This is a genomic window from Terriglobales bacterium (genome assembly GCA_035487355.1).
Lineage (GTDB): Bacteria > Acidobacteriota > Terriglobia > Terriglobales > Acidobacteriaceae > QIAW01.
Window position 1 is genome coordinate 1 of record DATHMF010000020.1, and the last position, 15011, is coordinate 15011.

Consider the following 15011-nt stretch of genomic DNA (forward strand, 5'->3'; position numbering starts at 1 on the left):
AACCTGGTGGGTAATACCGTGGCGCAATTCGGCACGCGGCCAGTGCAATATCACTTTGCCATTCTGGATACTGACATGATTAACGCCTTTGCAATGCCCGGCGGTTACGTATTCATCACCCGCGGAACGCTGGCCAATATCAGCAACGAATCTGAATTGGCGGGCGTGCTGGCCCACGAGGCGGCACACGTAGATGGCCGGCACCTGGAAAAGATTGTTCGCGGCAAGAAGCTTACCGGACTTGAGGTCCAGACCGGGGCTGATGTGGGCGCCTCGCAAGTGGGCGGCGTTGCAGGTCTTGCGGCCGGATTGATTGACCAGTACGCCACTCAAGCCATCACCACCGCCCTCACGCAGAATTATGGATCCGATAAAGAGCGCGATGCCGACAAGGCAGGAATGGATTTTGCCGCCAGGGCCGGCTACGATCCCGCGGGATTGCGCAACTTCCTTTCCATGCTGGCGGAGGCGGCCAACAACCCCGCGAATAAACAAGCCACCGGTATGTTGAATGGCAAGACGCACCCTCCATTGAAAGAACGCGTTTCCAAATTGACCACGCTTTCGGCAACATATCCCGCCGGCGGCCAGGTACTGGAAAAACGCTACAGGCTGAATGTAAATTTCGGAACGGGTAGCGCTGCTGCGCCGGCAACAGCATCGGCCACAAAATCCAGGAAGAAATCAACCTCCAGCAAATAGTTTTACTCGCAGCTCAGGAGGGCAGATTTGAATTATTCTTCTGAGCTGTTTATTTTTCTGGCGTGATCATGAAATATTTTGCTCTCTTGTTTGTCTACGCGGCTTTTGCGTCATCCGTTTTCGCGCAGGCTGTCCCACCTGTGAGTTTGCAACTGTCGCTGAAAAAGCTTCAAACCCAGGCACAGAAGATTGCGCGCGCGACCACAAACCAGGAAAAAGCCAAGACGTGGCTCGCCCTGAACCACGAGGCGGTCAAGTTCGCCAGGGAAATGAATCGCGCCTTCCCTCACTCCAGCATTCACGGAGACAAAATCAGCCCGCCAGAAGCACAGAAGCTGGCGGAACAGGCGACTTCCTATGGTGTTCGGATTGACTTCTGCGAGTCGGGCGGCGACTGGGGCGCCAACAACGAAGGCTATTTCAAGTACCTCGAGCTCTGGCCCGACGGCCCTGATGCCGACGAGGCCACATGGATGGGCCCCGTGGGAAACCAGTCTTTCTGCGGCGACTTCGAGGGCTCAGTCGAAGAGCTGCAGGAAATCATTCAATTGAATCAGCGCTTCATTACCCAATTTCCCAACAGCCGCTTCGCCCCTGAAGCAAAAGAACGCCTCGCCGACGCCCAGAAGATGCTTGCTCAACAACAGCAATCCCAAAAGGACAAATAGCCCGGCAACTTGCTACGCCGTGGGTCAGAACAACGATCGAAAATCCGCACCAATCCGCGTTCATCCGCGGCGAAAGAACTGCCTTTTCCTCCCCGCCTGATATAATCACAGGTTTGCCGCTCGCGATCTGGACCCATCTGATCTGCGCTCGGACGTTATAGATACACAAAAATTCATCAATACCAGATATACATGAAAATTCACGAATACCAGGCAAAGGCAATCCTGTCGAAGTATGGTGTGGCTGTCCCACGTGGTGAAATGGTCACCAACCGCGAAGAGGCGGAGCGTGCCGCCAAGAACCTGATGTCAGCCGGAGCGCAAGGTGTAGTGGTCAAAGCGCAGATCCATGCCGGGGGCCGCGGCAAAGGAGGCGGCGTGAAGATTGCGAAGTCAGTGGAAGAAGCCGGAGCGCTCGCCGAGAAAATGCTGGGCATGACCCTGGTGACGCACCAGACTGGCCCCGAAGGCAAGAAAGTCCAGCGCCTGCTGATTGAAGAGACCCTGCCGATTGATCGCGAGCTGTATCTTGGCATCGTGATTGACCGCGCCTCCGGCAAGCCTGTGTTCATGGCCTCGGCCAGCGGTGGAATGGAAATTGAAGAGGTCGCAGCCAAAGATCCGAAGGCAATCCTCAAGGAATACATCGAGCCCGGATTAGGACTTGAACCCTTCCAGGCGCGCAAGCTGGCATTCGCGCTGGGCATCAAGCCGGAGCAAATCAATCAAGCGGTGCAGTTCATGACCGCGCTCTACGCGGCCTTTGAAGCTACCGATGCGTCACTGGCCGAGATCAATCCTTTTATTACGACCAATGACGGCCGCCTGTTTGCTCTCGATGCCAAATGGACCTTCGATGACAATGCCATGTTCCGCCACAAGGACCTGAAAGAGCTGCGCGACACCAGCGAGGAAGATCCGCTCGAGGTCGAGGCTTCCAAGTACGGTCTGAATTACATTAAGCTCGACGGCAACATTGCCTGCATGGTCAATGGAGCCGGCCTCGCTATGGCAACGATGGATATCATCAAATACGCCGGGGGCTCGCCGGCAAACTTTCTCGACGTCGGTGGCGGAGCCAATGCCGAGCAGGTCACGCACGCCTTCCAGATTTTGCTGAGTGATAAGAACGTAAAAGCCGTGCTCATCAATATCTTTGGCGGCATTTTGCGCGTGGATACGCTGGCAACTGGCGTCGTAGAGGCGGCCACCAAAACCAAAATTTCAATCCCTGTGGTTCTGCGCCTGGAAGGGACCAACGTCGAGCAGGGCCGCGAAATCCTCAAAAAATCAGGGTTGAATTTTATGGTTGCAGAAAATATGAAAGACGCGGCGGAAAAAGTTGTAGCAGCCGCCAGATAGGTGCGGCGCTAAGTTAGGGTGAGCTTTTGGTGAGCGCCGTCCCGCGCGAACCAAAAGCGAGGGCAAAGCGGTTTACCGCGGAGCCCTCATATAAAAGACGCGGCGGAAAAAGTTGTAGCAGCGGCTCGCTAGTTTGCGACTTATATCGAGATATCAAAAATGGCAATTTTAGTTGATAAAAATACAAAACTTATCGTTCAAGGTATTACCGGCCGTGAAGGTACATTTCACGCCAAGGGCGCGGCAGCATACGGCACCAAGGTTGTAGGCGGCGTCACTCCCGGCAAGGGAGGCACCACGCATGAGGGCTGGCCGGTATTTAATTCCGTCTCCGAAGCCGTGGAAAAAACCGGCGCCAACGTCACTGTCATCTTTGTTCCGCCGCCCTTCGCGGCCGATGCCATCATGGAAGCGGCCGATGCCGGCCTGCCGTTGATTATCTGCATCACCGAGGGCATCCCAACACAAGACATGGTGCGTGCCGCTGAGTTTCTCAAAGACCGCAAGTCGCGCCTCATCGGTCCGAATTGCCCGGGAATCATATCGCCGGGGAAATGCAAGGTCGGCATCATGCCGGGACATATCCATAAAGAAGGTAACGTGGGGATTGTTTCCCGTTCTGGAACTCTGACCTACGAAGCCGTGCATCAGCTCACGCTGCGCGGCATTGGGCAATCCACCGCCATCGGGATTGGCGGCGACCCCATCATCGGCACCACGCATACCGATGCAGTCCGTCTATTTAACGAAGATCCGGAGACGCACGCCATCATCATGATCGGCGAGATCGGCGGCAATGCCGAGGAGCAGGCTGCAGAATACGTGAAGCAGCATGTGAAAAAGCCGGTGGTGGCGTTTATCGCCGGCCAGACCGCGCCCCCCGGACGCCGCATGGGACACGCCGGCGCCATCATCAGCGGCGGCCACGGTACCGCAGCAGAAAAGATCAATGCGCTGGAAGCCGCTGGGATTCGCGTGGCCAAGTCGCCGGCCGTGATTGGCGAAACTCTGATGCAGTCCTGGAGCGGAGCGGCCAAAGCTTAAGTTCGATTTGAATTCCTAAATAATCTAAACGAGAACGAAAAATCATGAAGACTTTGCAACGCACATTTTCCATCATCAAGCCGGACGCGGTCGCCAAGGGCGCAACCGGTGATATTTTGAAGACACTCCAGGAGAAAGGCTTCCGCATCATTGGCATGAAGATGCTGGAAATCAGCAAAGAGCAGGCCGAAGGCTTTTACGCCGTGCACGCTGCTAAGTCCTTCTTCGGCTCTCTCACCGACTTTATGTCGAGCGGCCCGATTGTCGTGCTGGCGCTGGAGAAAGACAACGCCATCGCCGACCTGCGCGAGCTGATGGGAGCGACCAATCCGGCGAACGCTAAAGAAGGAACCATTCGCAAGAAGTGGGCCGACAGCATCGAGCGCAACACTATCCACGGCTCCGATGCGGATGAAACGGCGCGCTTTGAATTGAGCTATTTTTTTGCGGGATACGAATTGACCAAATAGAGCTTTTATCGTCTTGCAGCCATGGCATAGAGTGCCCTGCTCCACTTAGTAGGAAGCTTGGCGCGGAGCAGATAATACTCGTTCACAGGCCTGTCGTCATCCATGGGCTGAACATCAATGTCCTTGAATTTAAGAATTTGGTCTATGGAGATCTCGTTTCTGAACATCAGGGCGAATTGTTGCTCCGCAGTATGTCCTGGCCCCCATTCCAACATATCGGCCACGGCAGCGGGGGGCATACGGCTGGCAAGTTCAGCAGGTGTCAGGTTCGGGATGGGACTCATGCTGGCAATGAAATGAAACCCCCATCCTTCCACAGAGCCCATGCAGCGCACATAAGGAAAAGATTCCTTCAACGCTTTCGTGATGGCTACCAAGTCTACGCGAGGATCTGTGGTCGCGCTCCATACAGCGTTGCTTGCCGTAGTCCATTGCTGCAAAATACCCCCTGGTTTCAACCGGCGCTTTGCAGTTTCATAGAACTCCCTTGAATATAGAAGGCTCACGCCTGCGGCCGAGGTAGGAGGCGGCGGATCAATTGTAATCACGTCAAATTGCTGACGTGTCTTTTCCAGAAACAGGCGGCCATCGTCAATGATCAGGTGCGAGTTCGGGGATTGTAGAAGCCGCTCTCCATCGGGATGGAAGTAAGAGAAGACCTGGGGTACGCTGGGCAAGAGCTCTACCGCAGTGGATGAAACTCCCCAGGAAAGCATCGATCGGTGTGTCGTTCCCATTCCAAAACAGATCACCAGTACATCTTTGGGAGGCTGCTCATGCAATGCAAGCGGCAGATGGGCCATCATCTTTGTCACGGGAGTGAGCTGGGTGATCGTGATCCCATTGACGAACAGCAGTTTCTGCATTCCTTGGCCCGTGGCCACCACCGTTGCTGCATAGTCCCTGCTCACCTCACCTCCACTAAGTTTCATGATGTAATCTTTTGTGAATACGATCAAGGCCAGGGCCACAACCGCGTTTTCCACATAAAAACGGAATCCGTAGCGCGACTTTGCTACCGGTGTTTTGGGTCTGAAAATGTAGAGAAGAGCAAACAGCGGCAAACACAGGAAAATCAGCGACTGACGCTCTCCCACGTACGGCAGCAACAGGAAGCCGGAAAGCAGCGGGCCTAAGATACATCCCATAACGTTGACGGCATAGGCCCGTCCCGCCCGGTCTGGATCTCCTTCCGAATACTGATCCACCAGCATAGGAGTCACGAATCCCATCAGCCCGCTTACGGGCATGATGCCCAACGGAACCCGTAAAAACCCAATAATTGGGAGGCGGGGATCAGACGCGAGTAACGGCAGAAGTCCTGCCAACCCCAAAAGCAGCCAGGCGACTGTTTCGTCGCCCGGCGAGTAGCGCTGCAGCCATTTCCGGTAAATCCGTGAACCGATGAAAGTGCCTATTAAGTAAGAACCCAGAATTGAGGCAAAGGCATAAACTTCCGTTCCGATATATACGGTGAATTGCCTGATCCATACAACTTCCATGGCGAGGCTGACCAGCCCAGTGAGAAAAAGCATGCTCAGGATCAGCTTCGCTGATGAAACAACGGCAGGCTTTGCTGTTTTGGCCTCAATCTCGTACTTTTCCTGCGCATCTTTCACTCGTAGGCTGAGCAGAAACCCGCCTGCCGAGATCAGCAGATTGCAGATTGCCGCCAACTTCATCGTGCCCCGGAAACCGAAGATCTCTACCAGCACGAACGCCGGCAGCAGCGCTCCTACGACGGCTCCAAGAACGTTCGCTACATATAGAAAACTGAAGGATCTCTGTGAAGAAGAACTCAATTTACGGATAGCGGCCATGGCCAGCGGGAACGTCATTCCCATCAAAGTGCACCATGGCACTAGAATAACGATGAGCCATAGGCCTGTGATCCAGTAGTAATGCAGCGAAGAGACAGCAAGGTCGCTCTGATAATTCTCCAGATAATTCTTGGCCCATCTCATTTCCACCGGCACCGCCCAGGCGGAAATACCAATCAGCAATTCGGCCGCGGCGTAGAGACGAAGAGGATATTTTCCGCTGTGCGTTTCAAGGTTGCGCATCCAGCGGCCGGCGATCCAGCTTCCCAAGCCAAGTCCGGCCATGAAGAGAGACAGGAAAATGGAAACCACCGGCGTGGTAACGCCAAAATGGGCCATCCCCAGCCGTACCCAAATTACCTCGTAGAGTAGACTGCAAAAACCGGAAAAGAAAAAGAAAACAAAGAACCACCGCATTCGCACGAATTGCCCCCTTGGGAATTGGTCGCGACTATTGTCGCTGGATAAAATTCCTCAATAACGATGAATTTGGCTTCAATTGTGATGAAGTATTAAAACATGACTTTCCGGAATTCGATACACTAAAGATCCTTATCAAAGCACATCCAGGGCACATCACCGGCGTCATTCCTCAGACGATCGGGTCATACAAATCGCCTTGCATGCGCTCGCCAATCAAAGGAAGTTGTTTGCGTGCGTATTCCAGAAAATGCGGCGTGTTGCGGTGCGCCTCTAAAGCTGCGTCATCCGTATATTGCTCATAAATAAAAAATCGTGCGGGATCGCTGCGGTGGCGGTGCACGATGTACATCAGGCATCCGGGTTCTTTGAGAGACTCGGTGGTTAAGATTTGAAATATTTTTGCAGCTTCGGCTTCGTGGCCGGGTTTGGTGACCCAGATTACGGAAAGAACAGTCATAGTCAGTACTCGGTACTCAGTTGTCAGTACTCAGATTATTTGCGCCGTACAGCGACGGCGGTCTGCACTCCCATCTCAGCCGCAAAGTCCTCCATGAAGATGGTTTGTTCGCGGTCGGGGCCGGTGGAGATCATCCCAATTTTCACGCCGTTCTCTTTCTCCAGAAATTGCAGGTACTCATGGGCCTTTTTGGGGAGCCTCTCCCATTCCGAGATGCCCTCGGTTGATTTCTTCCAGCCCGGCAACTTTGTGTAAAGACACTCGACTTTTTCCAGGACAGCGGCTTCCGCGGGAATTTCATCGATTTTTTTGCCATTCAGCTTGTAACCGATGCAGACGGGGATTTCCGGCAATTCGTCGAGTACATCAAGCTTGGTGACCACCAGCCAGGAGCATCCGTTGATCATGTTGGAGTAACGCAGCAAGGGAAGGTCCATCCAGCCGCAGCGGCGTGGGCGCCCGGTCACAGCGCCAAATTCGTTGCCGCGCTCGCGGAGCCGGTCAGCAATGGCGCCATTGATTTCCGTAGGAAACGGCCCGCCACCTACGCGGGTGCAATAGGCCTTGGTCACGCCAATGACATTGTTAATCGCAGTAGGCGGCACGCCGGTGCCAGTGGCCGCGCCTCCAGCGGTGGTGCTGGACGAAGTAACAAACGGATACGTCCCGTGATCAATATCCAGCATGGTGGCCTGTGCGCCTTCAAACATTACCGCTTCACCATCGGCGATGGCGCGGTTCAGCAGCAACGCTGTATCGGCCACAAAAGGCGCAATCTGCTCTGCGGCTGCAGCGTATTCGGCATACATCTTATCGGCATCAATCGGCTCGGAGTTGAACAGCGCATGCGCGATCATGTTCTTCTCGCGGCAGGCGTTTTCGATGTGCTTTTTCAGAAGCTCCAGGTCGAGCAGGTCAATCACGCGCAGGCCGCGGCGGCCCATCTTGTCTTCATACGTCGGACCGATGCCACGCGAAGTAGTGCCGATCTTGACCCGGCCCGGCGCGTTTTCCGAGGCCAGCTCCATCATACGGTGATAAGGCAGGATGACCTGTGCGCGATTGCTGATGAAGAGATTGTTGCCATCAACCGTGACGCCGGTTTTGCGAAGCTCTTCCACTTCCTTCAAGAAAGCGATGGGATCGAGCACGACTCCGTTGCCGATGACGCCCCGGCATCCCTTGCGGAAGATGCCACAGGGCACAAGCTGCAGCACAAACCGATTGCCATTGATAATGACGGTGTGGCCCGCGTTGTGTCCGCCGGCGTAGCGCGCCACTACGGAAAACTGCTCGGAGAGCACGTCAACGATTTTGCCCTTGCCCTCGTCGCCCCACTGCGCGCCGACAATGACTGCTGTTCTGCTTTTCTTCATCCTGTTTGTATCTTTTCCATTTAAATAAGCTACTTCGCGCTATCGCACACACCGCTTCCCTGCTATAAAGAATCGAAAATTACCAGGGAAAGTTCGGCAGGACGCCAACCTTTTATGATAACTCAGCCCAAAGACCTGCGTCACGGATTTATGCGGGCAATGGATTTATGCAGCACTGGCCAGGAGTTCATCCAAAATTCTCGGTCTTCTCGATATATTCCAGCGCTGCACGGGCCATCTCGCGGTCGCCTTTGTAGGTAAGCAACTTGGGGGCGTCTTGCAGGGGAATCCAGGAGGCCTGCTCGACCTCGTGGCGCATTTCAGGCGTGATGTTTCCAATGCGTCCGGAAAGATAGCGGAACAGGTAGTAGGTCACGACTTTGAACACACGCGCGCCGTCACCCCAACTGCGCATGTAGACGTATTTCACATTGCCGAGCTTGATCACTCGCTCGGCTTCGAGGCCGGTTTCTTCGCGAATCTCGCGCACGGCGGTTTCTTCCGGCTTCTCCCCGGGATCAATCAATCCCTTGGGAAGGGTAAGCACGGGCTTGGGAACCTGCGCTGCCTTGCTCTTTCCAGCCTTTTTCTTCGGGGCCTCACGGCCGGTGGGTTGAATGACGGCCACCCACCACTGCCCGTCTTTTTGCCTTACAACTACTCCACCTGCAGAAAATTCTCGTCCTGTCTTGGCCATAAGGAAATTTAACCATAGCACTCGTGGGGCTTAGAACGCCAATCCTACGGCCATCGGCCGGCCACTACTTGTTTTGCGAGGAATGGCCAACTGATGCCAAAATAGGCGCATGGACCAAGTGAGACTCCCCGAAGCGTGCGGATCCCTGGCCGAAGTCCGTAGCGAGATTGATCGCATTGATCGAAGCATCATCAACGCCATCGGCAGACGACGGCTCTACGTCATTGCAGCAGCAAAGTTCAAGACGAGCCCGGCTGCTGTGGCTGCTCCTGAGCGCTTTGCGGCAATGCTTCAGATGCGGCGGCAATGGGCAGAACAGGACGGCCTGAATCCGGATGTGATCGAAAAGATGTACCGTGACCTGGTTACTTATTTCATCGCGGAAGAGCTGGCTCACTGGAGTGAATCTTCGCAGTCGTCTTCCTGATGTTTATGCTGACGATTCAGATTACAAAGCGCACAGATGGCGCCGGGTTGCTGCGATGCATACGCGCGGATGGCTCAATAACATGGCAGAAGCAGCGCGAGCGGCACGCCGGGTTCTTTGCCTTGCACGATCTCACGCATTTTGCGGTTGAATCGGCGCTTGGGTTTCGACAGGGTTTCTACGGACTCATTACCCAGAGCTGGGAGATAGACGATACCACCGGCAAGGGCGCACGCGGCTCACTGCCGGATGAAGCTGTAGAAGTTGAGCATATCGTCGGATGGTTCGACAGTGAGCGCGCCAGCCTAACTACGGGCACCGCAGAGGAATTCAACCAGTACGCTGCGATGCAAGCAGCATCTTCCGGAAGGCGAACGCCGCGCCGGCTCTCCGAGGATGACCTGGCACGCGTGCGGGAGCTGCGCGGCAGATTGTTCTCGCAGTGGTTCGCTCTGGAACCTGGTGCGACTCTCGAGTTGCATTACGAACTTCAATTGGATCCCCCTAGCACGCTAAGTCTCTAATTCCTCTTTAGTTATCTTCAGCGCCAAGATTTTCCCGCCAAAGTATTACTCCCCCACCCCCCATTACTTGGAGTAGTCCAAGCATTGATAAATCACTATAATTCAATGACATACGGAGAGGGCCGAGTAGTGGTCAGATAACACCCCTTTTGCGGGTAGACTGAAGCTGACAAACTGTTCCCCCCGGAACTCGAAGCTGCTTATTGAATTTTTCAAAGAACCTTTAAAGAGCTAAAGCCCCTGCATTCTGGATGCTGGATACACTTCCGAGACCATGGTAGGCCATATTCAGAAGGAATCAGGACTTTGATACCACAATGGGGCCATGTGGCAAGGTCCAACAAAACGGGTTCACCAAATTTGGGCATTTTTTAAAAGACCAAAAACCGCACATCCGATGGATAATAATTAAGCATCTAACTACAGGGAGACATGAAGCCATTTTCCAAGATCGCGCGATCGCTGAAATCCTTCAAAGAAGTGCTTTCGCGGCGAGCGGGACAGGTGACTGACCCCACCCCGCCAGCACCAGCTTCGCTTCCCCGCAGACCCCGCATTGGCATAGCTCTGGGCGGAGGATTTGCCCGCGGCATGTCGCACATCGGCGTGCTCAAGGTGCTGGAAGAAGAGAAGATCCCTATTGACTACGTCGCTGGAACCAGTGTGGGCGCGGTAATCGGAGCTGCGTATTGCAGCGGCCTGAGCGCCAAGGAGATGGCAGAAACCGCAGGCCTCGTGCGCTTCAAAGATTTTGCCCGCTGGACCATCTCGCGTTTTGCCTTATGCTCCACTGACCGCATGCAGGGTTTTCTGGAGCGGCTGCTCAAAGTGCACAGCTTTGAAGAGCTGCGCATTCCGCTGGCGGTCGCGGCAACCGACCTCACAACCGGACAGGGCGTGGTCTTCAAGTCGGGTTCCCTGATTGACGCCGTGCGCGCAAGCTGTGCCTATCCCGGAATGTTCATGCCGGTAAACCTGAATGGAAAACTTTATGTGGATGGGCTGCTGGGATATCCAGTGCCCGCCAAGCCGTTACGGGAGATGGGCGCCGAGCGCGTGATCTCTGTGCATTTGGCGGCGAACTGGGTCTCAGGCAAAGGCCCACGGCATGTCTTCGACGTTATTGGCCAGTGCTTCTCTATCGCCCAGGAGAGAATGAGTTCTTTCTGGAAGCAGCATACCGATATCATGGTCGAGCCCAACATCGGCCGCTTCGGCTACGACGAATTTCAGCGCTCGCCGGAGATGATCGCCATCGGCGAGGCCGCAACCCGCGAGATCATTCCCCAGATACGCGCCTGGCTCGAGGGCACCGAGCCCGAACCACAGGTACAAGAGCAATCCGCCATCAAAGTCTCAAGCGCGCCTGCGCTGCAAACCGCCCGCTTAACGGCAAAATAGAAAATTAAGAAGTAGGATGTGCGCAGAGCCCTCGCTGTAGCTGCCGAAAAACGTCTTTCTGGGGCGCTCCACTTCGTTGCGCGCCTGCCTGCGGAGGGGTGCCGCATACAAATCTTACCGACACATTCCTGAGATATTTATGCATGTGGTCTACGCGCATCGTTTTCAGCGACGTAAGTGCAGCAAGAAATAGACGAGCAGACCAACCAGCAACGCTATGATCACACGCCAGACTATTCCAGACATACCAGAGCGATCGGCCGGCAGTATTGGCCCCATGGAACTGCTGCTTTGCGGGAGGCCTGGTTGCGACAAACCTGGCTGCGGCAAATCTGGTTGTGAAAAATTTGACTGCGAGAAATTTGACTGCGAAGTTTGGGACGCCGAGCCGAGTGAGAAGTGAAAGTTGGTGTGATGGGTTTCATTGATCTTTTGGGTTAGCGCCCGATCAACCATTTCGGCGATCAGTGGATGCTGGGGACCGAGCAGTTCACCGAATGTTTCCCGCAACTTCTGCGCGACTTCTTCCCGGCTTGCACCCTGCAGCGACTCCAACTTGGGATCGTTGAAATGAGCCGTGAATCCGCCGCCCGTCTTTTCCTCAATATGGTACGAAAACTGGCTGGATGTGCTCATCGCGCTCAGACCGTCGAACAATTTGTTCCGCACAAAACCCGGAAGCCCCGCGCCGAACAAATCGTTCATCCTGGCGTGGATCTTCTGCTCAATCTCTTGCTTTGTGGCTGCCTCGATGGTCTCCATGGTGGGGTCACTGGTATGAGCAATGAATCCGCCGCCGGGCTTTTCTTCGATACGATAGGAGAAACTGATGTTCGTTTTTTTGATGTCCATGGCCAGCTCCGTGGCGCAATTGTACTGCGGAATTCCGGCGACTCGGAAAGATCAATTTCTCAATGCAGTTCCCGGTTGCCGGTTTCTTTTTTCCAAGCCTGACAACCAAAAACTGCTTTTAACTACTGGCACGAGGCGTTCAGGGCTGTGAAGGTTCCGCTGTATGCTCCAATGCACGTATAGGTGTTGCCGCCGCCCGTAAAGACTCCCCCGCCCGCCAACTGCGAGGCTCCCACCTTCACGGCGAATGTGGCACCACCGCTCAGTTGGCTGAAGATGGAGTTCGTGCTGCCGCTGATCTCTGAATTGCTGATATTCAGCGTAAAAGCGCTGGCAGAAAACCCCAGGGTCTCAATTCCATAGTTCGTGGGTGCGAGGGAAGAAGCAATCACACCATTTATCAGGGTGGTTGGGCCTCCGACGATCATGCCCGTGCCATTACTGCTGCCGCCGGTAGTCGTTGCAACAATGTTAGTCATGACAGGCACGCTGGAGTCGTTCTCCACGGCGGTGTTGTCATGACCCCCTGAGGCGGTGGCGGTTATGTTGCTCATTGCCGGCGCACACAGGGGAGCGTTGTTGATAGCGCGGTTGCCGCTTCCCGAAATACCCGTGGCCGTGGCGATGATATTGGTCATTACCGGTGAAGAGCCCGTGCCGCTGCTATTTTCGTTAAACACTCCCATGTTGGACGAGCTCCCGCCCGATGCGCTGGCAATCACATTCGTCATGCCCGGCGACGAGGCGATGTTATCAACTGCTGTGTTGCTGGTTGGCCCCGAAGCATTGACCGTAACACGGGTCATCGTGCCACTCGAGCTGCTGTTAAACATGCCCGTATTATTACTTCCTCCCGTGGCGGTCGCGGTAACATCGTTCATCACCGGCGCGGAGCCGTTGACGTTGATGATCGCATAGGTGGTAGCGGCGCCAGAAGCTGTGGCCGTTACATGATTCATCACCGCAGACGAGTTGTTGTTATAGACACCCTGGCTTTGAACGGTTCCACCCGCACCGAGGGCAGTCACGTGCGTCAGCCGCGGTGAGGCAGACACATTAGCGATGCCTGTGCCAAATGAGTTACCGCCAGTATTCTTTACGGTCAGAAAACGTAATTCTGCGTTGTTTGCGCCTACGACCGTACCCGTGAGAATACTTGCGCTTCCGGCTGCCGTGATCGTGGTCACATCCTCCCCCGAGCCCTCTACATCTACGAACGGCTTCATGGTGAGTGCGCCTGTGCCCAGATCATAAATTCCCGGCTCGATCTTCAGCAGCCAGGGATTCGTGGCTGAGGCTGTGGTAATGCCTGCCAATGCATTCAGCAATGCTGTCCCGCTGGCAACTGCGTTCCCCGGAACCGGACTCACCACCACTGTGCGCATAAATGAGGTCGCGCCGCTGGCAATGGTCAGCGTCTGCCCGCTGGGGGTGATGGTGACATTGGAGCCCGCCGCGAGTGTGACGCCATCGAACAATCCGTTCAGATTTTTGACCACCTGTCCGGTTGCGATATTTCCCGCCTGGACTGCGTTGCTCGCCAACTGTGCGTTGCCGACACCACCGTTGGTGATGCTCACACTTCCCGTGCCAGTGATCGGGCTGGGAGTTGTGGTCAATCCCGTGCCTGCTGTGATGCTCACGCTGGGCACTGTGGCTGCAATCGTCAAGCTCTGACCACTGGGGGTGATGCTCACGTTCGAACCGGCGGCCAGCGTCACTCCATCGAACAATCCATTCAGGTTCTTGACTACCTGTCCGCCAGCGATATTGCCCGACTGCACTGCATTGCCGGCGATATTCGCCGCCTGCACTGCCCCGGCGGCCAACTGCTGGGTGCCAACACCGCCGTCAGCGATGCCGATGGTTCCCGCACCGGTAATGGGGTTTGGAGTTGCAGTCAATCCGTTGCTGGGCGTGATGCTTTCGTTGCTGCCTGCGGCTGCAATCGTCAGCGTCTGCCCGCTGGGAGTGATGGTGACATTTGATCCGGCTGCGAGTGTGATGCCATCGAACAATCCATTCAGGTTCTTGACCACCTGTCCGCCTGCGATATTGCCCGACTGCACTGCGTTGCTCGCCAATTGCGCGTTGCCTACACCGGCGTTCGCGATAGCAATCGTTCCCGTGCCGGTAATCGGGCTGGGCGTTGCGGTGAGGCCGGTTCCGGCTGTGATGCTCACGCCAAGAGGAGACTGCCAGCTTGCATTGCCCGAATTGTCGGAAGTGAATACCTTTCCGGCCGCAGCCCCGGTGGACATCGTGAAGGCTGCCACACTGGTGGTGCCGCCGATACTGACAATACCGTTGCTCTCAGAGACCAGAGAGTTCGTCAGCGTGTAGGTCTGAGAGATCTTCGGCAGGTTCCCGGCGGTAGCGTTGCTGCGCATAATGATGGTGTACAGTACCGGTCCTTCGAGTGAACCGGTGGGAGGCGAGACCCGCTGCCAGCGCAAGGCTGGCATCTGCTGACCCTGCGACCACACTCCCGGAGCAGGGCGCAGACTGGCTACCAGCTCAGTTTGTTTTGGCTGTTGCCCAGTCGACTGTTGAGCTTCGATCCAAGATGGGAATACGGCAAAAACCGCAAGACACACCGACAGGACCTTCAGGTTCCTGAAAGATTGCATGAAAGTTCTCCTGTAATTTTAAAGGGTCGCTCGTATTCTGACAGGGAAGACGTCGAAAGAATAGTGCTTAATATGGCAACAATCGCACTGGTTGAATGCCATGCCCGAGAAGACGCTTATCGGGAGCGCCCAAAACAGGAATGCTACCGCCTGCATGT

The 15011-nt window shown here is 55.2% G+C and carries 14 protein-coding genes; 8 read left to right on the forward strand and 6 right to left on the reverse strand.

The window, feature by feature from the left end; translation table 11 throughout:
- The 5 genes from VK738_03415 to ndk all read left to right on the forward strand — a co-directional run.
- Positions 1 to 702, forward strand: a 702-nt coding sequence (locus VK738_03415; protein HTD21673.1) for a M48 family metalloprotease, incomplete at its 5' end; no start/stop codon positions are given.
- Positions 703 to 770: 68 nt separating this feature from the next.
- Positions 771 to 1370: an outer membrane protein assembly factor BamD gene (bamD, locus tag VK738_03420; GenBank protein HTD21674.1), complete on the forward strand. Its 600-nt coding sequence runs from the start codon at positions 771 to 773 to the stop codon at positions 1368 to 1370.
- A gap of 192 nt (positions 1371 to 1562) precedes the next feature.
- The gene (gene sucC, locus VK738_03425) at positions 1563 to 2732 is read left to right on the forward strand and encodes an ADP-forming succinate--CoA ligase subunit beta (protein HTD21675.1); all 1170 of its coding nucleotides are present in this window, start codon (positions 1563 to 1565) and stop codon (positions 2730 to 2732) included.
- A gap of 159 nt (positions 2733 to 2891) precedes the next feature.
- Complete coding sequence (gene sucD / locus VK738_03430; GenBank protein HTD21676.1) at positions 2892 to 3776, forward strand: succinate--CoA ligase subunit alpha; 885 nt, start codon at positions 2892 to 2894, stop codon at positions 3774 to 3776.
- 44 nt (positions 3777 to 3820) lie between these two features.
- Entirely contained in the window at positions 3821 to 4246 is a 426-nt protein-coding gene (gene ndk / locus VK738_03435; protein ID HTD21677.1) for a nucleoside-diphosphate kinase, read from the forward strand.
- A 5-nt stretch (positions 4247 to 4251) separates the two neighbouring features.
- On the opposite strand, the gene VK738_03440 is transcribed toward ndk, so the two are convergent.
- From VK738_03440 to VK738_03455, 4 genes are all read right to left on the reverse strand, one after another.
- On the reverse strand, positions 4252 to 6405 hold the full coding sequence (locus VK738_03440; protein HTD21678.1) for a fused MFS/spermidine synthase: 2154 nt from the start codon (positions 6403 to 6405) through the stop codon (positions 4252 to 4254).
- A gap of 253 nt (positions 6406 to 6658) precedes the next feature.
- The gene (locus tag VK738_03445; GenBank protein ID HTD21679.1) at positions 6659 to 6946 is read right to left on the reverse strand and encodes a putative quinol monooxygenase; all 288 of its coding nucleotides are present in this window, start codon (positions 6944 to 6946) and stop codon (positions 6659 to 6661) included.
- A gap of 35 nt (positions 6947 to 6981) precedes the next feature.
- Complete coding sequence (locus VK738_03450) at positions 6982 to 8322, reverse strand: adenylosuccinate synthase (protein HTD21680.1); 1341 nt, start codon at positions 8320 to 8322, stop codon at positions 6982 to 6984.
- 187 nt (positions 8323 to 8509) lie between these two features.
- Positions 8510 to 9019: an NUDIX domain-containing protein gene (locus tag VK738_03455; GenBank protein HTD21681.1), complete on the reverse strand. Its 510-nt coding sequence runs from the start codon at positions 9017 to 9019 to the stop codon at positions 8510 to 8512.
- Between the two features lie 109 nt (positions 9020 to 9128).
- On the opposite strand from VK738_03455, the gene VK738_03460 reads away from it, so the two are divergent.
- From VK738_03460 to VK738_03470, 3 genes are all read left to right on the forward strand, one after another.
- On the forward strand, positions 9129 to 9446 hold the full coding sequence (locus VK738_03460; GenBank protein ID HTD21682.1) for an isochorismate lyase: 318 nt from the start codon (positions 9129 to 9131) through the stop codon (positions 9444 to 9446).
- Positions 9447 to 9451: 5 nt separating this feature from the next.
- Positions 9452 to 9970 (forward strand): hypothetical protein, encoded by a 519-nt coding sequence (locus VK738_03465; protein ID HTD21683.1) that lies wholly within the window; start codon positions 9452 to 9454, stop codon positions 9968 to 9970.
- 432 nt (positions 9971 to 10402) lie between these two features.
- Positions 10403 to 11371 carry a patatin-like phospholipase family protein gene (locus VK738_03470; GenBank protein ID HTD21684.1) on the forward strand — a complete coding sequence of 323 codons (969 nt, stop codon included), beginning with the start codon at positions 10403 to 10405 and terminating at the stop codon, positions 11369 to 11371.
- A 165-nt stretch (positions 11372 to 11536) separates the two neighbouring features.
- Here the strand turns inward: VK738_03470 and VK738_03475 are convergent, their stop codons facing one another.
- Both VK738_03475 and VK738_03480 read right to left on the reverse strand, forming a co-directional pair.
- Entirely contained in the window at positions 11537 to 12223 is a 687-nt protein-coding gene (locus VK738_03475) for a hypothetical protein (GenBank protein HTD21685.1), read from the reverse strand.
- 122 nt (positions 12224 to 12345) lie between these two features.
- Positions 12346 to 14853, reverse strand: coding sequence for a hypothetical protein (locus VK738_03480; GenBank protein ID HTD21686.1), 2508 nt, complete (start codon positions 14851 to 14853; stop codon positions 12346 to 12348).
- Positions 14854 to 15011: the final 158 nt, after the last annotated feature.